The sequence below is a fragment of the Pseudomonas sp. S3_A09 genome, assembly GCF_054668065.1.
Map to the genome: position 1 here is coordinate 591,180 of NZ_CP162752.1, position 22,921 is coordinate 614,100.

23 protein-coding genes and 2 pseudogenes are annotated in these 22,921 nt (G+C 60.3%); 10 read left to right on the forward strand and 15 right to left on the reverse strand.

Features of this window, described 5'->3' with window-relative positions; genetic code table 11:
• Positions 1 to 175 precede the first annotated feature (175 nt).
• Both AB4N92_RS02915 and gudD read left to right on the forward strand, forming a co-directional pair.
• A complete protein-coding gene (locus AB4N92_RS02915; protein WP_010208979.1) occupies positions 176 to 1,537 on the forward strand; it encodes an MFS transporter in 1,362 nt (453 codons plus the stop codon).
• 19 nt (positions 1,538 to 1,556) lie between these two features.
• Positions 1,557 to 2,882, forward strand: coding sequence for a glucarate dehydratase (gudD, locus tag AB4N92_RS02920; protein WP_010208977.1), 1,326 nt, complete (start codon positions 1,557 to 1,559; stop codon positions 2,880 to 2,882).
• A 1-nt stretch (position 2,883) separates the two neighbouring features.
• Here gudD and AB4N92_RS02925 read toward each other — a convergent pair.
• From AB4N92_RS02925 to AB4N92_RS02935, 3 genes and pseudogenes are all read right to left on the reverse strand, one after another.
• A pseudogene (locus tag AB4N92_RS02925) lies at positions 2,884 to 2,994 on the reverse strand (addiction module antidote protein); the annotation flags it as partial.
• Positions 2,995 to 3,087, reverse strand: a pseudogene (locus AB4N92_RS02930) (type II toxin-antitoxin system RelE/ParE family toxin); the annotation flags it as partial.
• 41 nt (positions 3,088 to 3,128) lie between these two features.
• A complete protein-coding gene (locus AB4N92_RS02935) occupies positions 3,129 to 4,052 on the reverse strand; it encodes an ABC transporter substrate-binding protein (protein WP_042571812.1) in 924 nt (307 codons plus the stop codon).
• Positions 4,053 to 4,293: 241 nt separating this feature from the next.
• Here AB4N92_RS02935 and AB4N92_RS02940 point away from each other — a divergent pair, with 241 nt between their 5' ends.
• Positions 4,294 to 5,535, forward strand: a complete 1,242-nt coding sequence (locus tag AB4N92_RS02940) for an acyl-CoA dehydrogenase family protein (protein ID WP_042571813.1) — start codon at positions 4,294 to 4,296, stop codon at positions 5,533 to 5,535.
• Between the two features lie 166 nt (positions 5,536 to 5,701).
• Here AB4N92_RS02940 and argE read toward each other — a convergent pair whose 3' ends face one another.
• From argE to AB4N92_RS02975, 7 genes are all read right to left on the reverse strand, one after another.
• Positions 5,702 to 6,859 carry an acetylornithine deacetylase gene (argE, locus tag AB4N92_RS02945; protein ID WP_042571814.1) on the reverse strand — a complete coding sequence of 386 codons (1,158 nt, stop codon included), beginning with the start codon at positions 6,857 to 6,859 and terminating at the stop codon, positions 5,702 to 5,704.
• Complete coding sequence (locus AB4N92_RS02950) at positions 6,856 to 7,530, reverse strand: DUF1028 domain-containing protein (RefSeq protein WP_042571815.1); 675 nt, start codon at positions 7,528 to 7,530, stop codon at positions 6,856 to 6,858. Before AB4N92_RS02950 ends, argE begins: the two co-directional genes overlap by 4 nt.
• Before the next feature lie 9 nt (positions 7,531 to 7,539).
• On the reverse strand, positions 7,540 to 8,271 hold the full coding sequence (locus tag AB4N92_RS02955) for a class II aldolase and adducin N-terminal domain-containing protein (RefSeq protein ID WP_010208969.1): 732 nt from the start codon (positions 8,269 to 8,271) through the stop codon (positions 7,540 to 7,542).
• Between the two features lie 54 nt (positions 8,272 to 8,325).
• Complete coding sequence (locus AB4N92_RS02960; RefSeq protein WP_042571816.1) at positions 8,326 to 9,156, reverse strand: ABC transporter substrate-binding protein; 831 nt, start codon at positions 9,154 to 9,156, stop codon at positions 8,326 to 8,328.
• Between the two features lie 28 nt (positions 9,157 to 9,184).
• Positions 9,185 to 10,057, reverse strand: a complete 873-nt coding sequence (locus AB4N92_RS02965; RefSeq protein ID WP_021490764.1) for a phytanoyl-CoA dioxygenase family protein — start codon at positions 10,055 to 10,057, stop codon at positions 9,185 to 9,187.
• A 26-nt stretch (positions 10,058 to 10,083) separates the two neighbouring features.
• Positions 10,084 to 11,601 carry an amino acid ABC transporter permease/ATP-binding protein gene (locus AB4N92_RS02970; RefSeq protein WP_031290383.1) on the reverse strand — a complete coding sequence of 506 codons (1,518 nt, stop codon included), beginning with the start codon at positions 11,599 to 11,601 and terminating at the stop codon, positions 10,084 to 10,086.
• A gap of 203 nt (positions 11,602 to 11,804) precedes the next feature.
• The gene (locus AB4N92_RS02975) at positions 11,805 to 12,779 is read right to left on the reverse strand and encodes a LysR family transcriptional regulator (RefSeq protein WP_010208965.1); all 975 of its coding nucleotides are present in this window, start codon (positions 12,777 to 12,779) and stop codon (positions 11,805 to 11,807) included.
• A 183-nt stretch (positions 12,780 to 12,962) separates the two neighbouring features.
• On the opposite strand from AB4N92_RS02975, the gene AB4N92_RS02980 reads away from it, so the two are divergent.
• From AB4N92_RS02980 to AB4N92_RS02990, 3 genes are read left to right on the forward strand one after another with little or no spacing between them, the layout of a single operon-like run.
• The gene (locus tag AB4N92_RS02980; protein WP_010208964.1) at positions 12,963 to 13,385 is read left to right on the forward strand and encodes a RidA family protein; all 423 of its coding nucleotides are present in this window, start codon (positions 12,963 to 12,965) and stop codon (positions 13,383 to 13,385) included.
• A 17-nt stretch (positions 13,386 to 13,402) separates the two neighbouring features.
• Positions 13,403 to 13,849: a type II 3-dehydroquinate dehydratase gene (locus AB4N92_RS02985; protein ID WP_010208963.1), complete on the forward strand. Its 447-nt coding sequence runs from the start codon at positions 13,403 to 13,405 to the stop codon at positions 13,847 to 13,849.
• Positions 13,850 to 13,869: 20 nt separating this feature from the next.
• Positions 13,870 to 15,120, forward strand: a complete 1,251-nt coding sequence (locus tag AB4N92_RS02990; RefSeq protein ID WP_236267580.1) for a flavin-containing monooxygenase — start codon at positions 13,870 to 13,872, stop codon at positions 15,118 to 15,120.
• Between the two features lie 73 nt (positions 15,121 to 15,193).
• On the opposite strand, the gene msrA is transcribed toward AB4N92_RS02990, so the two are convergent.
• Entirely contained in the window at positions 15,194 to 15,700 is a 507-nt protein-coding gene (gene msrA / locus AB4N92_RS02995) for a peptide-methionine (S)-S-oxide reductase MsrA (RefSeq protein WP_047540541.1), read from the reverse strand.
• A gap of 130 nt (positions 15,701 to 15,830) precedes the next feature.
• On the opposite strand from msrA, the gene AB4N92_RS03000 reads away from it, so the two are divergent.
• From AB4N92_RS03000 to AB4N92_RS03010, 3 genes are read left to right on the forward strand one after another with little or no spacing between them, the layout of a single operon-like run.
• Entirely contained in the window at positions 15,831 to 16,868 is a 1,038-nt protein-coding gene (locus AB4N92_RS03000; RefSeq protein ID WP_154846771.1) for an alpha/beta hydrolase family protein, read from the forward strand.
• Positions 16,869 to 16,895: 27 nt separating this feature from the next.
• Positions 16,896 to 17,414, forward strand: a complete 519-nt coding sequence (locus tag AB4N92_RS03005; RefSeq protein ID WP_236267578.1) for a DUF2569 domain-containing protein — start codon at positions 16,896 to 16,898, stop codon at positions 17,412 to 17,414.
• Positions 17,415 to 17,420: 6 nt separating this feature from the next.
• Positions 17,421 to 18,815, forward strand: coding sequence for an aminotransferase-like domain-containing protein (locus AB4N92_RS03010; RefSeq protein ID WP_236267576.1), 1,395 nt, complete (start codon positions 17,421 to 17,423; stop codon positions 18,813 to 18,815).
• Here AB4N92_RS03010 and panB read toward each other — a convergent pair.
• On the reverse strand, positions 18,803 to 19,618 hold the full coding sequence (panB, locus tag AB4N92_RS03015; protein ID WP_154846769.1) for a 3-methyl-2-oxobutanoate hydroxymethyltransferase: 816 nt from the start codon (positions 19,616 to 19,618) through the stop codon (positions 18,803 to 18,805). The genes AB4N92_RS03010 and panB overlap by 13 nt on opposite strands.
• A gap of 138 nt (positions 19,619 to 19,756) precedes the next feature.
• Between panB and AB4N92_RS03020 the strand changes: the two genes are divergently transcribed.
• Complete coding sequence (locus AB4N92_RS03020; protein WP_010208953.1) at positions 19,757 to 19,918, forward strand: DUF2986 domain-containing protein; 162 nt, start codon at positions 19,757 to 19,759, stop codon at positions 19,916 to 19,918.
• 1 nt (position 19,919) lies between these two features.
• Here the strand turns inward: AB4N92_RS03020 and AB4N92_RS03025 are convergent, their stop codons facing one another.
• The 3 genes from AB4N92_RS03025 to AB4N92_RS03035 form a co-directional block, all read right to left on the reverse strand.
• Complete coding sequence (locus AB4N92_RS03025) at positions 19,920 to 21,131, reverse strand: YeeE/YedE family protein (RefSeq protein ID WP_069672425.1); 1,212 nt, start codon at positions 21,129 to 21,131, stop codon at positions 19,920 to 19,922.
• A 132-nt stretch (positions 21,132 to 21,263) separates the two neighbouring features.
• Positions 21,264 to 22,223, reverse strand: coding sequence for a hypothetical protein (locus tag AB4N92_RS03030; protein WP_042571822.1), 960 nt, complete (start codon positions 22,221 to 22,223; stop codon positions 21,264 to 21,266).
• A 75-nt stretch (positions 22,224 to 22,298) separates the two neighbouring features.
• Positions 22,299 to 22,781, reverse strand: coding sequence for a hypothetical protein (locus AB4N92_RS03035; RefSeq protein ID WP_069672424.1), 483 nt, complete (start codon positions 22,779 to 22,781; stop codon positions 22,299 to 22,301).
• Positions 22,782 to 22,921 lie beyond the last annotated feature (140 nt).

Genomic DNA, 22,921 nt, shown 5'->3' on the forward strand with positions numbered 1-22,921 from the left:
CCCGCACCGCGCCCAATAAACACGCTATAAATAACCGGAATATCTGTTCTACCCACCGCGTTATAAGAAGAAAAACACTCCCCAGCGGATTGCGGTCGCAAGAAACCTACTTGTATGATGTCTATCAACAAGACACGCAAACCCGCATAAAAATAATCAGGGGGAGTTTTGAATTGTGAACAATTCAAGCCATGCATCTGCCGCTCCACACCGTGATCCCGTCCTCGCGCGCGCCGTGAGCAAAGTGAAGAGCCATGTGCTCCCACTGTTCGTGATCATGTTCATCCTCAACTACATCGACCGGGTCAACATCGGCTTTGTGCGCACGCACATGGAGCATGATCTGGGCATCGGCGCGGCCGCCTATGGTTTCGGCGCCGGGTTGTTCTTCATCGGCTACGCCCTGTTCGAAGTGCCGTCCAACATGCTGCTGCAAAAGGTCGGCGCACGTCTCTGGCTGACCCGCATCATGTTCACCTGGGGCATCGTCGCCACGCTGATGGCGTTCATCCAGAACGAAACCCACTTCTATATCCTGCGCTTCCTGCTGGGTGTGGCCGAGGCCGGCTTCTTTCCTGGGGTGATCTACTACTTCACACGCTGGCTGCCTGGCGCGGAACGCGGTAAAGCCATTGCAATCTTTTTGAGCGGCTCGGCGGTTGCGTCGCTGATTTCCGGCCCGCTTTCAGGCGCGCTGTTGCAGATCGAAGGCTTTGGTTTCCATGGCTGGCAATGGATGTTTGCCATTGAAGGCCTGGCCTCGGTGGCACTGGGGTTCTTTGTGTGGTTCTGGCTGGACTCGAAACCCCACGACGCCCAGTGGATGACCCGCGAAGAGCAGGACGCGCTGGTCAACGCCATCGACCAGGAGCAGCGCGACCGTGAAGCCCTCACCACGGTCAAACCGACCCTCGGCAAACTGCTCAAGGACCGCCAGATCCTGCTGTTCTGCGCACTGTACTTTTGCATCCAACTGACGATCTATGCCGCTACCTTCTGGCTGCCGAGCATCATCAAGAAGATGGGTGACCTCACGGATGTGCAGGTCGGCTTCTTCAACTCGATCCCGTGGCTGATCTCGATCATCGCCATGTATGCCTTCGCCTCGCTGTCTGGCAAATTCAAGTTCCAGCAGGCTTGGGTCGCGGCGGCGCTGTTGATTGCGGCAGCGGGCATGTTCATGTCTACCACGGGCGGGCCGATCTTTGCCTTCGTGGCGATCTGCTTCGCGGCCATCGGTTTCAAGTCGGCGTCGTCGCTGTTCTGGCCGATACCCCAGGGTTACCTGGATGTGCGCATTGCCGCCGCGGTGATCGCGCTGATCAACTCCATCGGCAATCTGGGCGGCTTCGTCGCCCCCACCACCTTCGGCTTCCTGGAACAGACCACCGGCTCGATCCAGGGCGGCCTTTACGGCCTGGCCGGCACTTCGTTGCTGGCCGCGATCCTGGTGTTTTTCGCCAAGACCTCGCCCTCTGCCGTTCCGATTTCACCGAGCGCCGAGCCAACAAACGCCGCCCTCAGCAAACCTCTTTGAGCTTATTCAGGAACTTGCCATGACTACGCCCGTCGTTACTCACTTTCAGGTCATCCCCGTCGCCGGCCATGACAGCATGCTGCTCAACCTCAGCGGCGCCCACGGCCCCTACTTCACACGCAATATCGTGATTCTCAAGGACAGCTCCGGCAACACCGGCGTGGGCGAAGTGCCCGGTGGCGAGCGCATCCGCGAAACCCTGGAAGACGCTCGCAGCCTGGTGATCGGCCAACCCATTGGCCAATACCAGCGCATCCTCAACCAGATGCGCAGCACCTTTGCCTCCCGCGACGCTGCCGGTCGTGGCTTGCAGACCTTTGACCTGCGTATCACCATCCACGCCGTCACGGCCATGGAAGCCGCGCTGCTCGACCTGCTGGGTCAATTCCTCGACGTCCCGGTGGCGGCCTTGCTCGGTGAGGGGCAGCAACGCGACGCGGTAAAAATGCTCGGCTACCTGTTCTATGTCGGCGACCGCAGCGCAACCCCTCTGGCCTACCGCAACGAAGCCGACAGCGACGATGAGTGGTTCCGCCTGCGTCACGAAACAGCCCTGACGGCCGACGCCGTGGTGCGCCTGGCTGAAGCCGCCAAGGCCAAGTATGGTTTCAACGACTTCAAGCTCAAAGGCGGCGTGCTGAGCGGCGACGAAGAAATCCAAGCCGTCACCGCCCTGGCCGAACGCTTTCCGGATGCCCGCATCACGCTCGACCCGAATGGCGCCTGGTCATTGAAAGAAGCCATCCGGCTGTGCCGCGACCAGCACCACGTACTCGCCTACGCAGAAGACCCTTGCGGCGCCGAGAACGGCTACTCGGGCCGCGAAGTCATGGCCGAATTCCGCCGCGCCACGGGCCTCAAGACCGCCACCAACATGATCGCCACCGACTGGCGTGAAATGGGCCATGCGATCCAACTGCAATCCGTCGACATCCCCCTCGCCGATCCGCATTTCTGGACCCTGCAAGGCTCGGTACGCGTGGCGCAGATGTGCCATGAATGGGGCCTGACCTGGGGCTCGCACTCCAACAACCACTTCGATATTTCCCTGGCGATGTTCACCCAGGTAGCCGCCGCGGCCCCTGGCGACATCACCGCCATCGACACCCACTGGATCTGGCAGGACGGTCAACACCTGACCAAGGCGCCACTGAAAATCGAAGGCGGCTACGTGAAAGTGCCAAACAAGCCAGGCCTGGGGGTGGAGATCGACATGGACGCGGTCGCCAAGGCCCATGAGGTGTACAAAGGCATGGGCCTCGGCGCGCGGGATGACAGCGTGGCGATGCAGTTTCTGATTCCGGGGTGGCGCTTCAACAACAAGCAGCCGTGCCTGGTGCGCTGATTCAGAGGTTTGTAGGGGCGGGCTTGCTCGCTCCTGCAATCGGCCGCACAGTCAGCTCAATCCCTGGCGCCAGCATCAGCTTCTGGATCATTTCATAGCGCGTCTTTGCCCCCTACCCTTTCTGGTCGGTTTTATCGCGCCCCCACAGACTCAGGTAAGCCGTGATACCCGTACGCACGAAATACATCCGGTAGCCGGGCCCGACAACCATTGGGTGGATACTATGAGGGCTTGTTTCCCCCGCGTTTAAAGCACCCGATCAAACAACGGCGCCACGTCATACCGCTGCTTCAACATCTGCGCATCCACCAAAAAATCCGCCGTGGCCTGGGCCTCGCTGATAATCGTCGGCGAGATCGGCAGCACCTTGATCGCGTCGCGCTTGAACCACACCTTGGCGATTTCCGGCGCCGACTGGTTGGCCTTGGACCAGGCTTCGGCGTACTCATCGACGTGGGTGTTGCTCCACTGACGGGCGCGGGTCAGGCGGGCGATGAAGTCCTTGATGATCGCGCTTTTCTGCGCCAGGGCCGGCTCGTAGGCGACGATGTAGGTCGGTGCGCTCATCAGGCCCTTGGCGTTGCGGATCAGGGTGCTGCCTTCTTTTTCCTGCAGCGACACGTAGGGTTCCCAGGTGCCGAAGGCGTCGATGTCGCCCTGGGTCAGCGCCAGGCTGGCCTCTGCCGGCAGCAGGTATTTGAAGTTGACGCTGCTGCGCGGCACACCGGCTTCATCCAGCGCCTTGTATGCCAGTTGCTGGCTCCACGAGCCGTTCCAGATGGCGACGGTCTTGCCTTTGAGGTCAGCCACCGAGTGAATGCCCTTGCGCGCCACGATACCCACACCGTCGAGGCTGGTCTGGGTGCTGGCGACCACTTTGACCGGCGCACCATTGGCGGCCAGGCTGATCACCGGGGTGTCGCCGACGATGCCCACATCCAGCGCGCCGCTGGCCACGGCCGAGGCCACCGGCGAGCCGGTGTTGAACCGTTTGAAATCGATTTTGTACGGCAGGTCTTTAAGCTCACCCGACAGCTCCAGCACGATACGGTTGGAGAAAAACTGATCACCCACGGTGAGGGTCAGCGGCTCGGCGGCTCCGGCCGACGTTCCAGACAGTGCAAGAGAGGCCAGGCCCAGCAAGGACAGCAGTGTTCGACGGTTGATCATGGAAAATCCCACAGGGTTGGAGGGTTGGTTCAACCATCTGTGGGTATGCAGTCTGGCCGTTTGACGTAGAAGCTAACGCAATAAAAGCGCGGGGTTTAATACTGTTAGGCACTATCGATAGAACCGTCGTACAGCTCGCTAGCTGCTTTTCGTATTAAAAACTTTGCCGCACCTGAGTTAGGGTGGCCGTACCAGACCACTGGACCCCAGCACCTGAACCATTTTCTGCAAGGTCCATTGCATGTCGATTCCCACTTTGAATATCTGGGGCACACCGCCCACCGCCCGCTACGAACAACTGGCCGCGCCGTTTCGTCCCCTCTTTGCGCAGATTCTCGCGCAGGCGGCGGTGGCGGATCAGACACGCGGCAGCCTCGCCACCGTGATCCAGCAACTGAACGCCTTGGGCTTGCCGCGCTGGCGTCTGCCGGCCAGTTACGGCGGCCAGGATGCGACGCTGGTCGAATTGCTGACGTTGCTCACGGAACTGTCCGCCGCCGACTCCAACATCACCCAAGCCCTGCGTGGGCACTTCGGTTTCTGCGAAGACGTGCTCAGTGCCAAGGACCGGGTTTGGCGCGCCAAATGGCTAGACCGGCTCGGCCAGGGCGCCCTGCTCTCCCCCGGCAGCACCGAAGTCGGCAACCAGACCCGCGGCGATTTCGAAACCCGCCTGCACCGTGACGAAGCTGGCGCCTTGCGCATCAGCGGCAGAAAGTTCTACACCACCGGCGCGCTCTACAGCGACCTGATCAACACCATCGCCACCGGCGAAGACGGCACGATCTACAGCGTGGTCGTCGACCTCAAGGCCCCCGGCGTGCAGATCGTCGATGACTGGAACGGTTTCGGCCAACGCCTCACCGCCAGCGGCACCTGCATCTTCGACAACGCGCCCGTGGTGGACGACGACGTACGCCTCACCCAACAGCGCTTTGGCCACGGTCAATCGTTCTTCCAGCTCTACCACCTCAGTACCCTCGCCGGCATCGCCCGCCGCGCCGCCCTCAGCGGCGCCGAAGAACTCCGCCAACGCGCGCGCACCTTCACCACCGGCAATGCCGACACCGCCGGCCAGGACGTGCAACTGCTGCAAGTGATCGGCGAAGTCGCCAGCCAGGCCTACGCTGCGCAAGCCATCGCCCAGCAAGCGGCGCAACGGCTGGAGCACACCGCGCAGTATGTAATCGCCCATGACCAACCGTTGCACGATGACGATCCGCAGGTTGCGCTGGCTGAATTGGAAGTGTGCCTGGCCGTGAACCCGGTGGTGGATGCGACACTGGCGGCCACCACGGCGCTGTTCGATGCACTGGGCGCCAGTGCCACCGCCAGCAACAAGGCGCTGGACCGGTTGTGGCGAAACGCGCGAACCCTGGCGAACCACAACCCGCGCGTGTACAAGTCGCGGATTGTGGGCAATTACCTGGTGAATGGGATCCTGCCGCCTGCGCAGTGGCGGGTGGGTGTGGCACAGGTATAACGGCCAGAGGTCACAGACACCCCGCTGTGCCCTGGTTCATCAGGACTTCCAGCGGGGTTTGCATGGTCGCTCTCCGGTTGTTTGCGGCGAGTGCATCGCACTGCAAAACAGTGTGCGACGGGGCAACACCGCTCGTAATCCTACTTGGGTATGGGCCGTGTATACCTTAGTTTGCAGGCTGGCTCACAAACTCCAGCACCCGCGCCAGCATCCGATCACAGGCCTGCAACTGCGCCACGCTGATAAACTCGTCCGGCTTGTGCCCCTGCTCCATGCTGCCCGGCCCGCACACCACCGTGGGAATGCCGGCCTGGTCAAACAATCCGCCTTCAGTGCCAAAGGCCACGGTGGCGAACTCCCGCGAGCCACAGAACTGCGCCACCCACTCGGCGGCCTGGCTTTCCAGCGACGTGGCCAACCCCGGATAGCTGGACAACTCGCTGAGGCTGATCGCCGATTGCTCGCTCACCGCCCGCATCGCCGGCAACAGGGTTTGCTCGGCGTATGCCTGCAATTGCCGGGCAACCTGCCAGGGATCCTGGGCGGGCAAGGAACGCACTTCGAAATCGAAACTGCAGTCCTGCGGAACGATGTTCAGTGCCTTGCCGCCGTTGATCAGGCCGGTCTGCACCGTGGAAAACGCCGGAGCAAAGCGCTGATCCAGATGCGGCGGCGCCTTGAGCGTTTCGCCGAGCCGCACCAGCTCGCTGATCAAACACGCGGCATATTCAATGGCATTCACGCCCGCCGGCGCATAGGCCGAATGGCACGCCGCTCCATGCACGTGGCAACGCATCGCCAGTTTGCCCTTGTGGCCGAGTACCGGCTTGAGTTCGGTGGGTTCGCCGATCACGCACAGCAGCGGTTTGACCGGTTGCTCATGGAATCGCTCGATCAGCGAACGCACACCCAGGCAACCGACTTCTTCGTCATACGACAGCGCAATGTGCACCGGCATGCGCAGCGAAGCCTTCACCAGGGCCGGCACGCACGCCAGCACACAGGCGATATAGCCCTTCATGTCCGCCGTACCGCGGCCGTACAACTTGCCGTCTTTCTCGGTGAGGTCAAACGGCGCCACGCTCCAGCGCTGCCCCTCCACCGGCACCACGTCGGTATGCCCGGACAACACGATGCCGGGCACTTCTGCCGGGCCGATAGTCGCGAGCAGGTTGGCCTTGCTCTTGTGTTCGTTGTACACCAGCTCGCAGGCCACGCCGTGGTCCTGCAAATACGTGCGCACAAAGTCGATCAGGGCCAGGTTGGATTCGCGGCTGGTGGTGTCAAAACGCACCAGTTGCGCCAGCAGTTCGCGGCTGTTCATCGATCGTCTCCGGGTACGGCGTAGCCGGGTGCGATCTGCGGGTTGATGGCACGGTCGATGTAGGCCTGCAACTGCCCGCGATAAGCCTGCCAGAGCTGGTCGAGGGCGCCGATGGGGTCTTCATCCGCCCAGTCCACCCGCAGGTTGACGATGGGCCACAAGAGGTCATCCACCACCACCAGTGCCGCCGAATGCACCGGCCCGGCTTCACCACCGCCTGCCACACCGGCTTGCATCGCCGCCAGCAAGCGGTCGGCCAGATGCCCGGAGGCTTTTTCGAAAGCAGCCACCATGGCATCGATCACAGCAGGATGGGCGAGCATATTCCCCGCCGCCACACACTGCTCGCCACTCACCGCATGGTGGATGCCCAGGGTCTGCGCGCCGCTGAAATGCGCCGTGCGGCCTGCGTTATCAATCACCGTCACCTGGCGATATTCACTGTGATCCTGCCCAGCCAAGGCGGCCAGCGCCTCACTCGGCGCCACCCCCTGTTCCAACAGGTCCAGCACCTGCGGCCCCAGGCTCGGCAAGGTGATGTTCTGCGACGCTACCGCCCCTACGCCGGGCCGCAGCCACGGGCAACGCGCGCCCACGGCAATGCTCGAAGAGCTGATGGCGATGCCCAACTGGCCCGTCTCGGCGCAGCGGGCGACAACGGAAAAAGTCATGTGGAGTCCTCAGTCGAGCACGGAAGGGTCTGCGTCGATCATCAACTGCTTCATTTCTTCAAAGTGCCGGCGCGAGAAATCGGCAATACCTTCCCAGCCGCGCGCGGTTTTTTCCGCCACTTCATCGGACAACACCCGCAACGGCTGCCCGGTGGACCAGGCGGTGACGAGGATCTGGCAGGCGCGCTCCAGGGTCCAGATATCGTCAAAGGCTTCACCGATGGAGCCGGCCGTGACCATCACGCCGTGATTGCCCATCAGCAGCCGACTCTTGCCATCCAGCAGCCCGGCCAGGCGTGCGCCTTCGGCCTCGGTGTCGGCCATGCCGCCGTACAGTTCGTCCACCGCCACGCGGTTGAAATAACGCGCGGTGTTCTGGTCGATCGGCGGGATATGCGGCTTGGCCAGGCACGCCACTGCCGTGGTGTAGACCGGGTGCAAGTGCAACACCGCGCGGGTCTGCGGCAACAGGCGATGGATCTGCCCGTGGATCGACCAGGCGGTGGGGTCCACGTTCGGGTGATCGGCACAGGCCGAATCATCGGCGTTCAACAACAGCAGATCGCTCGCGCGAATACGTGAAAAGTGCTTCCACTTCGGGTTGAGCAAAAACTGTTTGCCATCGGCCGACACCGCAGCACTGAAGTGGTTGGCCACGGCTTCGTGCATGCCCAGGTGCGCGATGATGCGAAAGGTCGCCGCCAGGTCGATGCGCGCCTGTTCTTCGTGAGATAACGCCATGAATCGGTCTCCGCAGGGCGCGGCCGCACGCGAATGCGGCACGCGCTGATAGGTTTACTTCGGCATCAGCGCCGCGATGTCGGCATCGGTCGGTGCCTGGAAGTTGTACTTCTTAAGCAAGGCGGCGTATTCCGGCGTGGCGCGGTATTTTTCCAGGCCGTCGAGCAAGGCCTTCTTCACCGTGTCATTGCCCTTCTTCACACCAAAGCCGTTCAGCACCGGGTAGATCAGCGTGTCGGAGGAAATCACCACGCGGTTGCCGAGCTTGTCGATCACGCCACGGGCCACTGCGGCGTCGGTGATCTGCGCTTCTACCGCGTGGGCCAGCAGGGCCTGGGTGGTTTGCGGGTCGGTGCTGTATTCGCTGATCTGGATCGGCTTCAGCCCCTTGGCCACGCAGTACTCGGTGGACAGCTTGTTCATCTGCGCCAACCATGAGGTGGCGCCCATGGAGCCGATCTTGTGGCCGCAGAACTCTTCCGGGGTCTTGGGCTGGAAGCTGCTGTCCTTGAGGGTGAGGATCGACTCACCGCTCTTGAGGTAAGGGATCATATCGATGACTTTGACCCGTTCCGCCGTGATGTACATCGACGAGTTGGTCACATCGAAACGCCCGGCCTGCAGGCCGGTGATCAGGTTGGGGAAACGCGTGTCGAGGGTTTCGACCTTGCGGCCCATGACCTTGCCCAAGCCGTCCATGAACTCGATGTCAAAACCTGCGGGCTTGTTGTTATCCATGTACTCATAAGGGAAGAACGTCACGTCGGAGCCGGCGATGATCTTGCCGTCCTGCTGGAACGCCGAAGCTGCCAACGAAGTCATCGCAACCGCGGCGCCCAGCAGGCACACGGCAAGGGGACGAATACTTTTACGAAACGCTGTCATGGTGATTACCTGCAAGGTTTTTGGGAGGTTAGGCAGTGGCGGAATCTTGGCCGGCCTGTTGCACGAAGAACGAGGCGCCACGGGGCTTCTGCGGCAAGCGCATGTGGTTGTCCGTGGAACGCACCAAGCCGCTTTCTTCACCGGCCACCAACAGGCCGGCGTGTGCACTGGGCAATGGGTTTTCGCCGAATGGCAACGCGTCTTCAGCGGCGTACACGCTGATGAAGAGGGTCCGCGGCAGTTCGGTCTCGTTAGGGCTGGAGGCATGCAGCAGACGGGTGTGCATGAAGCACACGGAGCCAGCGGGGCCGTAGCAGGCCACCGGGTGCTGGCAGTGCGCGTCAACGACGGCGTCGTCCACGGAACCGGTGAAACGCTGGTGCTGCCAGTGCGACCACAGCGGGCCCTTGTGGCTGCCGGGGATCACGTTCAGCGGTCCGTTTTCAGGGGTCACTTCGCTGACCATCAGCAAGGCGGTGACGATGTCGTCGTTGCTGTGGGGCGTGAACAGGAAGTCCTGGTGCCACTTCACCTGAGTCGCAGTGTGGGGCAGTTTCGAGTTGATCTTGCTGTGGTGAAAGCGTGCGCCATTGGCGCCGATCAGCTGTGCGGAAATCGCCGCCATGCGCGAGTGCAACGCCACGCGCTCATAGGCCGCTGAGATCTCGGTGGGCGAACTGACCCGGCGCAGCGACGGGTGATCGGCGCGGTGGTCGCCCTCCAGGTCAAAGCGCTCGCGGCCATCCACGGTGGCGCCCCAGCCCTGCGAGTGGCCGCGGCTTTCTTCGACCCACTGGTCGAAGTCGTGTTGCAGCTCAGCCACTTCCGCCGATGACAGCACGCCTTCGACCACCAAGAAACCGTCCCGCTGGAATTGTTCGATTTGCGCTTGCTCGATCATGTTGTGTGTCCTGAACGTTGAGGGGGTCACGCCAACGAGACGTCCTTGAGGAACGCCTCCACGCGTGGGTTGTGTCCGCTGCGCAGGGCGCCCGGCGTGTCGTCGCAGACCACGCGGCCCTTCTCCATGAATACGATGCGGTCGGATACCTTGAAGGCGAAGTTCATCTCGTGGGTGACGATCACCATGGTGATGCCCTCCTCGGCCAGGGCTTCGATGACTTGCAGCACTTCGTTGACCTTCTCCGGGTCGAGCGCCGAGGTGGGCTCGTCGAACAGCATGATCTGCGGGCGCATCATCAAGGCACGGGCAATGGCCACGCGTTGCTGCTGGCCGCCGGACAGCTGGTGCGGGTACTTCCAGGCGTGGTCGAGCATGCCGACCTTGTGCAGCAGTGCGTAGGCCTGCTGCTTGAGTTCGGCGGTCGCGCCCAGGCGATGGTATTTCGGCGCCATCAGCAGGTTGTCGAGCACGGTCAGATGCGGGAACAGGTTGAAGCTCTGGAACACCATGCCGATGTTCAGGCGATGCTCGGCGTGCTCGATGTACTGGGGTTTCTGCGCGCCGACTTTATTCAAGTGAATGAACGGCTGGCCGTTGATCCTGATTTCGCCGTTGTCCAGTTGTTCAAGGCCGTTGAGCAGGCGGATCAACGTAGTCTTGCCGGAGCCGGACGGGCCGATCACCGACACCACTTCACCGGGCTGTATTTGCAGGTTGACCGAGCCCAGCACCTCGATATCGTTGTAGGCCTTGTGCAACCGCGCAGCTTGCAACGCGGGCTCGCCGTGGGTGGCCGGACGCGCCAAGGCTGTGCGCTGCTGACTGGCCAGGGCCAGCACCGCCGCATCGGGAACACGGGAGACGTTGCGCTCGTTGACGTCGAGAAAGCGCTCCAGGCGTTTGAGCAGGAAGTCGAACACCGTGACGATAAACACGTAGAAGAACGCCACCGCCGCCATGGTCTCGATCACCAGGAAGTTCTGCGAATACAGGCGCTGGCCGACCATCAGGATTTCAGTCAGGGAAATCACCGACACCAGGGAGGTGAGCTTGACGATGGAAATGTATTCGTTGGCCAGCGATGGCAAGGCCACCCGCAGTGCCTGGGGAATCACCACGCGCCATTGGGTGCCGAAAAACTTCAGGCCCAGCGCCCGCGCTGCTTCGGCCTGCCCTTTGGGAATCGACAGCAGTCCACCGCGATGGATCTCAGCCACGTAGGCGGTTTCGCAGATCACCAGCGCCAGCAGGCCGGACCAGAAAGGGTCGGCCAGGATCGCCGAGGTGCCGGGCAACGCTTGCGGCAGGTTGTAGATAAAAATCAACAACACCAGCAGCGGCAGGCTGCGGAACAGCCAGATATAGCCGCGGGCCGGCACACTGAGCAGGCCATGCCTGGACTGCTTGGCCAGCGCCAGCAGAAAGCCCAGGCCAATGCTCAAGACCCAGGTCAGGGTACTGAGCTTGATCACCGTCCACGTCGCCCGCCAGAACTCGGCATCGCCCAGCAAACCAAACATGTAATTCCAGTCGAATGTCATCGTCGCTGTGCCCTGAGAAATTGATCTACATCGATGGGTTCAGAGTCGTGGGGGGAGGCACTTGGGGTCAATTCGTAAAAGCCGGGGCACTGGGTAGGCAGAACCTATGCAGCGACATTACAGTGATAAGCCGGCTTGCCCCGCGCCAGCGCGGGGCAAGCCCGCTCACCACCAGGTGATAGGTGCCCCTTTGTGGAGCATCCTCAATTCACACCGGTCAGCGTCCGCACCGCATGGGGGTCGAAAAAGCTCGGCGGCGCCATGCCGGGGATGTACTGGTCGGACACGAACATGCGGCAACGCTCGGCAAACGCCGACACCACGCGCGACAGCTGAGTGTTGCTGGCCGTGGCGTAGCCCAGGCGCATCGGCCGGTGTGCGCCGGCCAGTCGCAGGCGGATCACGCGCTTGCCGTCCTGGGACAGGTTCGATTTGGGTCGCGCATTCGCAAAGGAATAGCCGATGCCATTGCCCACCATGGCACGCACCGTTTCGAGGTTGGTGGAGCGCATGATGATGTTCGGCGTAGTGCCGGCCTGGATGAACAGGCTGAGGAAATAGTCGCGGCTCCACGGAGTGTCGAGCAGCACCACCGGGTAAGCCTCAAGGTCTTGCATGCTGACGGCCGGTGAATTCGCCAGCGGGTGATACTCGCCGACCATCACGTACGGCGGCAGCTGCGCCAGGGGTTGAAAGTCGATGTCCGCACTGGTCACCAAGTCGTAGGTCAGGGCGATATCCAGCTCACCGCTGCGCAGTTTTTCCAGCAGCTCTTCATGGTTACCCTCAGCTTGCGTCAGCCGCACGCCTGGAAACGCCCGGCCGAAACCAAACACCAGTTCCGGCGTGATCATCGGCGCCAGCGACTCCAGGCAGCCGACTCGCAACGGCCCACGCACGGTGTTCAAGGACTCCGAAGCGATGGTGTAAAGGTTGGTCATCTGCTCCAGGATCAGCTTGGCTTCCTGCATCACCAGGCGCCCCACCGCCGTGAGGGAAATGCCCTGGGCGTGGTGGCGGATAAACAGTTGAATGCCCAGCTCGGCCTCCATATGGGTGATCGCCGCCGAGATCGATGGCGACGACACGTGGATGCGTTCAGCGGCCGCACTGATGCTGCCCGCCTCTCCCGACGCGACGAAATACTCCAGTTGACGCTGAGTAATACGACTGAGCATCACGCCTGCCCTCTCAACAATGACTGTAGGGGAAGCGTTGCAGGGTTCGTGCCGGGTCACGCGCCAGGCGATGAGTTGCAGGGGCTTCGGTTTTTCCTAAGCACTACCCCGCGCAAATGCTGGTTTCGCCGGAGTCAGGGCGGTGTGAAGCTGGCGTCATCCCGTTTCCCACGAGTTGCCGTTATGCCGACCCACACTCGCATCCGCATGTTCAACACCCGACAGACCTACCCTAACCAGGCGCTGGACAACGACCTGTGCCAGGCCGTGCGTGCCGGCAACACCATCTATGTGCGCGGCCAGATCGGTACCGACTTCGACGGTAACCTCGTCGGCCTCGGCGATCCACGCGCCCAGGCCGAGCAAGCGATGAAGAACGTCAAGCAACTGCTAGAAGAGGCGGGTTCTGATCTGTCGCACATCGTGAAGACCACCACCTACCTGATCGACCCGCGCTACCGCGAGCCGGTGTACCAGGAAGTCGGCAAGTGGCTCAAAGGCGTATTCCCGATCTCGACCGGGCTGGTGATCTCGGGCCTGGGCCAGCCGGAGTGGTTGATGGAAATCGACGTGATCGCGGTGGTGCCGGATGACTGGCAGCCCTGAATGACCTGGAGTACGCCATGACCCACCCTGTGTTTTTCCTCAACGGGCCCAACGCCAATCTCTATGGCCTGGACAAAGCCGGCACCTACGGCAGCGAAAGCTTTGCCAGCATCCAAGCCCGCTGCCAAGACCTCGCCGCGACCCTGGGCCTGACCCTGGATTTTCGTCAGAGCAACCATGAAGGCGTGCTGGTGGACTGGATTCAAGAGGCACGATTGAACGCCGACGCCATCGTGATCAACGCCGCCGGGCTCAGCTACAGCTCGGTGCCGATCCTCGATGCGCTGCTGGCCTTCGACGGTCCGATCATCGAAACGCACATGAGCAATATCTGGAAGCGCGAACGCTTCCGGCACCACTCCTACGTGTCCAAAGCCGCCACCGGTGTGATCGCCGGGCTGGGGGCGCTGGGTTACCAACTGGCACTCACGGCCGTGGCCGAATTGCTGGACCAAACCGCCTAATGACTGTGCAGGAACCGCCTATGTCCGTCGAAAAAATCAACACTCTGGTCGTCGGCGCAGGCCAGGCCGGCGTCGCCATGAGCGAACACCTATCGCTGATGGGCGTGCCGCATATCGTGCTGGAACGCCACCGCATCGCCGAACGCTGGCGTTCGGAGCGCTGGGACTCCCTGGTCGCTAACGGGCCGGCCTGGCATGACCGGTTTCCCGGCCTCACATTCGAAGGCATTTCGCCGGAAGCCTTCCCCCCCAAAGAGCGTATGGCCGACTACTTTGAAGCCTACGTGGACAAATTGCAGGCCCCCGTGCGCACCGGCGTCGAGGTGCAGCAGGTAGAGCGTCATGTGGGACGACCCGGCTTCAAAGTGACCACATCGGCCGGCGTGATCGAAGCCGCCAATGTGGTCGCCGCCACCGGCCCGTTCCAGCGCCCGTCCATCCCGAACATCGTCCCGACCAACGCACCGCTGCATCAACTGCACTCTTGCACCTACAAGAACCCCGGCCAACTCCCCGAAGGCGCAGTACTGGTCGTCGGCGCCGGCGCCTCCGGCTCGCAAATCGCCGAAGAACTGCAAAAGGCCGGCAAGACCGTGTACCTCTCGGTGGGCGAACACTACCGCCCTCCCCGCGCCTATCGCGGTCGCGATTACTGCTGGTGGCTGGGTGCGTTGGGCCTATGGGATGAAGTCAAAATCCAGCCGAAGAAGAAGCACGTCGCCTTTGCGGTCAGCGGTTACGAAGGCGGTAAGACGGTCGACTTCCGCCGCCTGGCGCACCAAGGGATTCATCTGGTGGGCGTCACCGAGAATTGGAAAGACGGCGTCATGACCTTCCAACCCGGCTTGGCCGAGAACGTGGCTCAAGGGGATCGCGCCTACTTTGACGTGCTGCGCGATGCGGATGCCTATATCGAGGCGAACGGGTTGCCGTTTCCCCCGGAACCGCAGGCCTGGGAGTTATTGCCAGATCCTGAGTGTTTGATGAATCCGATGTTGAGCCTGGACCTGGCAGAAGCGGGCGTGACCACGATCCTCTGGGCCACTGGCTTCACGTTCGATTTCAGCTGGTTGAAGGTCGATGCATTCGATGAGAAAGGCGAGCCGTTCCACAAGCGCGGGATCTCCGCGCAGAGCGGGATTTACTTCCTGGGCCTGCCGAATTTGGTGAACCGCGCATCGTCGTTTATCTATGGGGTTTGGCACGATGCGAAATACCTGGCGGACCATATCGTGTTGCAGAACGAGTACATGGCGTACGACAAGTCCTGATCCCTGACGACGGCTCGGTTTTTTTGCGATCTATCGGTGTTGTGTCAACACAAGCCCGTGTGCCCCTGCCCTTTCAGCCGCGCTTCGGCAACGTCCAGTTCGGCCGGATAAAGTGGCAGGTATACCCGTTGGGAATCCGCTCCAGATAATCCTGGTGCTCCGGCTCTGCCTCCCAAAACGGCCCCGCCGGCGCAATCTCCGTCACCACCCGCCCCGGCCACAATGTCGAGGCATCCACATCCGCCACCGTATCCTCGGCCACATCCCGTTGCTGCTCGCTCAGGTAATAAATTGCCGAACGATAGCTCGGCCCAAGATCATTGCCCTGCCGGTTGGGTGTGCTCGGGTCATGGATCTGGAAAAAGAACTCCAGAATCTGCCGGTAGCTGATCACCGCCGGGTCAAACACGATCTCGATCGCTTCCGCGTGGTTGCCATGGTTGCGATAGGTGGCATTCGGCACATCGCCGCCGGTATAGCCGACGCGGGTGTGCAGCACGCCGGGGTAGCGGCGCAACAGGTCTTGCATCCCCCAGAAGCAGCCGCCGGCGAGGATCGCGGTTTCGGTTGAGTGGGTCATGGTGTGTTCTTCCGCGCAATGGATACACGCTAGTTATGGGGCTGTGTTGGCAAATACCAAGGGTAAGGGGGTACCCAGACGATTGGTTTCGGGTAATGATGCGCCACCAGAATCAAGGACGATAACAACAATGAAAACCGCGTTGCGTACGCTGCTGCTCTGCCTGGCCACTCCCGCCCTCGCGGCCGAGAGCCCCGTCGGCTTCAGGACCGCCACCCTGCCCGACGCGCAGAGCAGCCGCCCGTTGGAGATGGTCGTCTGGTATCCCGCGGCAACCACCGCCAAACCCGTGCTGATCGCCGACAACGCCGTCTTCATCGGCGCCCTCGCTGTGCCCGATGCAACGCCGGCTGCCGGTGAACACCCGCTGATCGTGCTCTCCCACGGCTACGGCGGCAATTGGGGCAAACAGGTGTGGCTGGCCAGTGCCTTGGCGCACAACGGTTACGTGGTGGCGGCGGTGAATCACCCCGGCACCACCACCAAAGATCGCAGCCCGCAGACCGCCGCTCAGTTATGGAAACGCCCGGCTGACCTGAGCCGCGCCATCGATGCGGTCCTGGCCCAGCCCAAGCAATTTGGCGCGGTGGCGGAACACCGGATTGCCGTAGTAGGCCACTCCCTCGGCGGCTGGACCGCGTTGGAGATTGCCGGCGCACGCTTCGATCCCGACCTGTTCACGAAGGAATGCAACGCACACCCGAAGCTCGGCGGCTGCATTGGCTACCACGAGATGAACCCCGCCGGCACAGCCGAAGGCAAAGCCCAGTTGGCCGCGGACTTGAGCGACAAACGCGTCACCGCCATTGTGTCTTTGGACCTGGGCCTCGCGCGCGGCTTCACCGACGCCAGCCTGGCCGCACTTCCCGTACCGGCGCTGGTGATTGCGGGCGGCGTGCCAACGGAGGATATGGACCCGAACCTGGAGTCCGCCGCCTTGGTCAAGCGCCTGCCAAAAGCCTCGACCCAATACGTGGAGATCGGCGATGCCACTCACTTCACGTTCATGTCGATCTGCAAGCCGGGCGGGATGGAGTTGATTGAAGAAAGTTCACCTGGGGACGGCATGATTTGCCGGGATGGTGAAGGGGCTCGGCCCAGGGCAGAAATCCAACAACAGGTGGTAGGCCTGATCACTGCGTTCCTGCAGCAATCGTTCAACCATTGATCAACTGAGTCACCCATGGAGAGCAACATGCAAGAAAGCGAAGCGTTGAGAGGGTTACGAGGCTGGCTCGTGCTCATTGTAATAGGCCTGGTCATCTCGATTTCCCGCACGGCCTATAGCCTTCTCGCGGTGCATTACCCTCTTTTTGCAGATGGCACTTTTACCGTGCTGTCTACGCCTGGGACGACGCTGTACAACCCGTTGTGGGCGCCGATTTTGGTGTCGGAAGCGCTGATTAATGGGTTGTTTGTCGCCACCTACGCCTACCTCATTTACCTTTTCATCTACGAGCACTATCTATTCCCCAAGGTTTATATCGCGACGGTGATTGCGTCGGCGGTGTTCATTCCCCTCGATGCCTGGGTGTGCTCACTGGTGTTCGTAGATGAACCCATTTTCGACTCCAACACGACAAAAGAGCTGGCACGGACATTGATTACCTTGTTCATCTGGGTGCCTTACATGCTGGTATCCAAACGGGTAAAGGCAACGTTTGTCATGCATAAGCCGCAGAGAGCGGACGCGCACACGGCCGTTATCTCTTGAGCGTGCATGGCTAACCCCAAGGACACCGCCTTCGCCTATCAATCGGTGTATCGCTACCTCGTCGAGTTGATCGAGGCCAGCTCAGCGCAAGGCGAGCAAAAACTACCGTCCCTGCGCCAATTGGCGCAGCGCCTCGGCGTGTCGGTGTCGACCACCAAATACGCCTATTCGTTGCTGGAGGATGAGGGACGGGTCTACGCCCGGCCCAAGCTCGGTTATTTCACGCGGTTGATACCCGCGCCTTTATCGACTGAACGCTCATCCAACCTGCTCGACCAGGTCTTCGCCAACTCCCGCCAACCGGGCATGCTAGCCCTGAGCGCCGACGTCCCGGCCATCCTGCTATCGCTGGAAAACCCGCTGCTGATGATCGAGCGCGAACTGGCCCGCCACTACCCGCGCGCCCTTACACCGCAGTACCTGCCCTACGGCGAGCCCGAGTTGCGCGCAGCGTTGGCCGAGCGCTACACCTGTTCCACGGACCACTATTGGCAGGCCGGTCAGGTGTACATCGGCGCGGACCTGCACAGCGTGCTGGAGCTGTCGCTTAACGCCCTGGACCTGGCCGGCACGGTGGCGTTGGTGGAATCACCGTGTTCGTGGGCGATCCTGCGCCAGTTGCAGGCGGCGAACATCCGTGTGATCGAACTGCACCTGGACGCCGACGGCCGCTTCGACCTGCACGCCCTGAATGAACGGCTCGAACATGAGCCCATCCGCCTCGCGGTATTGTCATCCACCGTGAACATTCCCCACGGCAGCCGCATGCCGAGCGAAGATAAACAGCAGATCTGCCGGTGGCTGGCGGAACGGGACATCTGGTTGTTCGAAAACGACACCTACGGCGACTTGTATTTCGCGACCCAACCGGCGCGCTACCGCGACTTTGCCGACCCACAGAGGCTGCTGGTGTTCTCGACCTTCGATAAGGTGATCGGCTCGGAGGCACCCTACGGTTATGTGTTGTGCCGTGGGTGTGGGCCGCAGTTGCAGCGTATGTTCCTGGAGCGGGCATTTCGCCTCTCACCGATCCGTCAGAAAGCGATCGCCAAGCTGTTCACTTCCAAGCGCATCGACGCGCACCTGCACAAGCTGCGGGCCTTGTTGCACGACTGCATGATCCGCATGAAAAACCTGCTGGACCAATACGCCAAGGGTGCCTTTGAGGTCATGACTCCACAAGGCGGGGCGTGCTTCTGGCTTGCGGCGATGCGCCCGGTCGACATGCGCCGGGTGTTCGAACACCTGCTGGTCGAGCGCATCGTCATCGCCCCCGGTGAACTGTTCAGCCAGCAAGGCAGCTGGAAACAGTACCTGCGCCTGAGCTTCACCCTCGATTGGAGCAAGGATATTGCCCAGGCCGTGGAGCAGTTGTCGCAGGCGATTCGTCAGAGTCCGTAGCAGTGCCGCGCCTCTGGGAACCGGCCGTGACGTACCTCTTCGGCGAACCGCTCGCAGGCGTCGCGGATCACCGCCCCCACATCCGCATACTGTTTGACGAAGCGCGGCGGGTGTTCACCGCCCAGGCCCAGCACATCTTCAGTGACCAGCACCTGGCCGTCGCAGGCCGGTGAAGCACCGATGCCGATGGTCGGCATTTTCGAGTCGAGGGTAATCTGACGCGCCACACCTTCAGCCACCCCTTCAAGCAACAGGCTGAAGGCACCCGCCTGCAGATTGGCGCGCGCGTCTTCGGCAATCCGCGCGCCGGATTCAGCGGTGAGGCCCTGGGCCTTGAAGCCGCCCATCACATTGACGAATTGCGGCATCAGCCCCACATGAGCCATTACCGGAATACCCCGCGCCACCAGGAATTCGACGGTGCCGGCCAAGGCCTGGTTGGCCTCCAGCTTGACGGCATCGCAGCCGGTGCGCGCCAGTACCTGGGCGCAATTGCGAAAGGCCTGCTCATTGGATTCCTGATAACTGCCAAACGGCATGTCGGCAATGACACACGCCAGCCGGGTGCTATCGACCACAGCGCGGGTGTGGCCGATGGTTTCTTCAAGCTGCATGCTCAAGGTCGAGGGCCGGCCATAGCCGACCATCGCCGTGGAATCACCGACCAGGATGAAATCGACCACGGGGTCGATCAACTTGGCGATGGCACTGGAGTAGGCCGTCAGGGAGACGATCTTCTGCTGGCCTTTCATGGCGACCAGTTGCGGGACTGTCAGACGTTTGGTGCGGGTGTGGATGCTCATCCGTGTCTTCCGTTATGCGCTGGAGCACCCGATTATTGGCGAAAGGCCAGGCGATTCAATGCACAGATCGGCGCTAAAAAGCGACCCAGTGAACGAAACTGGTATCATCCCGGCCCTGTACAACCCGGGTAGAACGACATGAACCGCCAGAAAAAACTCCAGCAGCTCTTCAAGGAAAAAGCCAAGAAGGCCAACGCCAAATTGGCGCCGAAGAAAAAGGACAAGTACATCAGCAAAGCGGACCGGGAAAAGCTGGCGGCTGAAGCGGCTCAGGCGCCAGACAACGCCCCGGAAAACTGATTCAGCAACCGCTCAACGCCACCTGCGGTCGCTCACCCGCAAAGAACAACGGCCGCAGCCGTACACCCACGCTGTTGCCGATAAACGCCGCCACCAACCATACCCAGCCATGCAGGCTGCCCGAGGCGATGCCGCTGAAATACGCGCCGATGTTGCAGCCGTAGGCCAGGCGCGAGCCGTAACCGAGCAGCAGGCCGCCGATCACCGCCGCCACCAGAGAGCGCGTTGGAATCTTCAGGCTGGGGGCGAAACGCCCGGCCAGGCCGGCGGCCAACAGGGCACCGAGGACGATGCCGATGTCCATTACGCTAGTGATGTCCTCCCACACCGGCGCAGCAAGCGCCTTGGCGTTGCCCGGCATCTGCCAGAACGCCCAACTGGCCACGTCCACCCCCAGGCCGCTGGCGACTTTGGCCCCCCACAAGGCAAACGCCGAGGTAATGCCCCAAGGCCGACCTGCCAGTGCCAGGGTGGTGTAGTTGAGCAAGGCCAGGCCGATTGCGCCCCACACCAACGGCCACGGGCCGCGCAGGAAGCGGTGCAGGCCTTGATGCTCACTTTTAACGCCCTCCTCCAATTGACCATGACGGCCCTTCTCCAGGCGCACGGTCACCAGCGCAATGATCGCGAACACCGCCAGGCTCAAGCCCATCGCCGGCACTACGCCGAAGATCTTGACGATGGACACCGCCGGGAATGACGGCAGCGCAAACCACCAGTCCACGTGGTGCGTGGCGATCAGCGAACCACAGATAAAGAAGAACAACGTCACCAGCATGCGCGCATTACCGCCGCCCACGGTGAACAGCGTGCCCGACGCACACCCGCCGCCCAACTGCATGCCGATACCAAAGATGAACGCCCCGAACACCACCGAAAGCCCGGCCGGCGCCACCAGCCCGACCACCGGCTGCCCGAACAAACTGCCGGCCCCCAACGCCGGGAAGAACAACAGCACCGCGATCGCCAGCATCACCATCTGCGCACGCAAACCGGCGCCACGGCGATCATTGATGAACACGCGCCAGGCCGAGGTGAACCCGAAGGCGGCGTGGTAGAGCGTCAAGCCCAGTGCCGCGCCGACCACCAGCAACAGCACCTGGCGTGAGCCGACGCTGTTTTGCAGGAACAGGGCGCCCAGCACCAGGATGATAAAGGCCACCAACGGCGCGAGGGGCCTGCGCGCGGGGGTGAGAGGGAGAGAGGTGCTCATGGGGTATCCCGGTAGGTTTGAATGAGTTGATTGCCAGGGCGCTAGTATAAGCCCTAAGCCCTCCCCTCAAACAAAGCGGACTGCTGCCTATCAAAGCAACAGCCGCTTACCGTGATGCTCATGGGTGATTCTTCAGATTGGGTCTTCCCCATTCAACCATCTATTCAGTTGTTTAAGTGTAAGCGTGTCCAATCCCTTACTCTCAAAATCAATCCCAAACCCCTTTCTTTTTCTTGCGTAATTTTTAGATGAGCGCAGGTCACTAATGATAGTCTTCGCACTTTCATATCTAAGTCGTTGCTCAGCGCTTCCAATTCTTTCAAGAATTCCTCGACAGAGCTGTTCAGGATCAGGAAGAACAGGGAAAAGCATTCTCTTTTTTATTATTTTTATTTCGACAGACTTCATCACCTCTGCAACTAACGGCTCAGAACGACTCTTCGCCACATCCGTTTCCAATTGTTGTAAAAAATCGCAAACATGAAGACTTGACTTATAGGCAAAAAAATCTAAAACCAAGCCATATATATGAGTCACCACGACTAGCCAATCACGAACTGCAGAGTTCAACTCCATATGTAACGGAGACGCCAACTCTCTTTCTATTTTATTTTTCGCCTTAGCATCCTTCCCAAGCTCTTGTTTATTTATAAAAATGTAAGATACACCTTCAAAATCTGAAAAAATATCAATTGGAACAGAGCTAAAATGCTGACAGTAATTCCTTAAAACCTCAAAGATACGATAATTAAAATCCTCATCATAATAATAACCCAATATCAACCTTAACTGCCTATAGCGTCGTTTTTCATTCTTTTCATGGTGACGCTTTAAGATATCAATAAACAGCTTGTGCGCATTGAGAAGATTCAACAGCGAGTTTTGCACCCGAGTTCTTTTGGCAAAAATAGTTTGTGTATCAGTTGACGCAGTAAGATCTAATAACTCTGCCAAATCTGAAGTCAGCACCTGATGATTGCGCCAAACAGCGTCAGACAACGAATGAAAGAAAATATAATTTCGTATATCCCGATATTTCTCATCTTGCTCCATGAGCTTTATATTACAAGCGAGATTCAACTTTTCTTTCATCCAGCAAAACCCTTAAACGTTCACACGAGGTTAATAGCAGAGCCGTAGCCCTGCCCTCATTAAAATCTAAAAAGTCTACTTTTTTAGGCAATTCCTTGCCTGCTGCACTGCATCAAACCAGCGATACGCCACCATTACCGCAAGTACCACCACACACTCCAGCGCTATATACCCCCACGAAACCACCCCATTGGAATTCTCTAGGATAAAGCCGGGAACCAACTGCAACGGGGTGTCTCTATACACAGTATTTAGGGTGGTAGATGCCGCCACCTTTAAAACGTCAGTCGATAACATCACACAGAGAAAAGCCATAATCGAGCTATGTATTAGAAATGACAACCGGCGACTACATCCGGCATATGAAACTGCCATACCAACCAAAAGTAAAACCAGCGCAGACAAATAAGAAACCAAGCTCATCCACTCACTATACTTATAGGTAAGTAAAATCACGCCGGTAGCAACCAGCGCGCCTAATGCAACAGAAAGCATATCGACAAGCCCGGATTTAAAACCGGAAACAAAATGCTTTTCTTTAGGTAAATTATCACTCATCTCAAACTCCCTTTGATTTAACCAACCACTTAAAAATACCCTGATCTGCGAGATTTACCGATTATTCTCGCAAAAAGAGGTGTGACGCAGAGAAACTGTTACGGCGTAAAATAGCCATATGCCACCATTCATTATGCCGC

What these genes read in the sequence shown, in the direction of transcription:
- gudD (WP_010208977.1), top strand. Translation starts at nt 1,557, where the DNA reads ATGACTACGCCCGTCGTTACTCACTTTCAGGTCATCCCCGTCGCCGGC.
- AB4N92_RS02935 (WP_042571812.1), bottom strand. Translation starts at nt 4,052, where the DNA reads ATGATCAACCGTCGAACACTGCTGTCCTTGCTGGGCCTGGCCTCTCTT.
- AB4N92_RS02940 (WP_042571813.1), top strand. Translation starts at nt 4,294, where the DNA reads ATGTCGATTCCCACTTTGAATATCTGGGGCACACCGCCCACCGCCCGC.
- argE (WP_042571814.1), bottom strand. Translation starts at nt 6,859, where the DNA reads ATGAACAGCCGCGAACTGCTGGCGCAACTGGTGCGTTTTGACACCACC.
- AB4N92_RS02950 (WP_042571815.1), bottom strand. Translation starts at nt 7,530, where the DNA reads ATGACTTTTTCCGTTGTCGCCCGCTGCGCCGAGACGGGCCAGTTGGGC.
- AB4N92_RS02955 (WP_010208969.1), bottom strand. Translation starts at nt 8,271, where the DNA reads ATGGCGTTATCTCACGAAGAACAGGCGCGCATCGACCTGGCGGCGACC.
- AB4N92_RS02960 (WP_042571816.1), bottom strand. Translation starts at nt 9,156, where the DNA reads ATGACAGCGTTTCGTAAAAGTATTCGTCCCCTTGCCGTGTGCCTGCTG.
- AB4N92_RS02965 (WP_021490764.1), bottom strand. Translation starts at nt 10,057, where the DNA reads ATGATCGAGCAAGCGCAAATCGAACAATTCCAGCGGGACGGTTTCTTG.
- AB4N92_RS02970 (WP_031290383.1), bottom strand. Translation starts at nt 11,601, where the DNA reads ATGACATTCGACTGGAATTACATGTTTGGTTTGCTGGGCGATGCCGAG.
- AB4N92_RS02975 (WP_010208965.1), bottom strand. Translation starts at nt 12,779, where the DNA reads ATGCTCAGTCGTATTACTCAGCGTCAACTGGAGTATTTCGTCGCGTCG.
- AB4N92_RS02980 (WP_010208964.1), top strand. Translation starts at nt 12,963, where the DNA reads ATGCCGACCCACACTCGCATCCGCATGTTCAACACCCGACAGACCTAC.
- AB4N92_RS02985 (WP_010208963.1), top strand. Translation starts at nt 13,403, where the DNA reads ATGACCCACCCTGTGTTTTTCCTCAACGGGCCCAACGCCAATCTCTAT.
- AB4N92_RS02990 (WP_236267580.1), top strand. Translation starts at nt 13,870, where the DNA reads ATGTCCGTCGAAAAAATCAACACTCTGGTCGTCGGCGCAGGCCAGGCC.
- msrA (WP_047540541.1), bottom strand. Translation starts at nt 15,700, where the DNA reads ATGACCCACTCAACCGAAACCGCGATCCTCGCCGGCGGCTGCTTCTGG.
- AB4N92_RS03000 (WP_154846771.1), top strand. Translation starts at nt 15,831, where the DNA reads ATGAAAACCGCGTTGCGTACGCTGCTGCTCTGCCTGGCCACTCCCGCC.
- AB4N92_RS03005 (WP_236267578.1), top strand. Translation starts at nt 16,896, where the DNA reads ATGCAAGAAAGCGAAGCGTTGAGAGGGTTACGAGGCTGGCTCGTGCTC.
- AB4N92_RS03010 (WP_236267576.1), top strand. Translation starts at nt 17,421, where the DNA reads ATGGCTAACCCCAAGGACACCGCCTTCGCCTATCAATCGGTGTATCGC.
- panB (WP_154846769.1), bottom strand. Translation starts at nt 19,618, where the DNA reads ATGAGCATCCACACCCGCACCAAACGTCTGACAGTCCCGCAACTGGTC.
- AB4N92_RS03020 (WP_010208953.1), top strand. Translation starts at nt 19,757, where the DNA reads ATGAACCGCCAGAAAAAACTCCAGCAGCTCTTCAAGGAAAAAGCCAAG.
- AB4N92_RS03025 (WP_069672425.1), bottom strand. Translation starts at nt 21,131, where the DNA reads ATGAGCACCTCTCTCCCTCTCACCCCCGCGCGCAGGCCCCTCGCGCCG.
- AB4N92_RS03030 (WP_042571822.1), bottom strand. Translation starts at nt 22,223, where the DNA reads ATGAAAGAAAAGTTGAATCTCGCTTGTAATATAAAGCTCATGGAGCAA.
- AB4N92_RS03035 (WP_069672424.1), bottom strand. Translation starts at nt 22,781, where the DNA reads ATGAGTGATAATTTACCTAAAGAAAAGCATTTTGTTTCCGGTTTTAAA.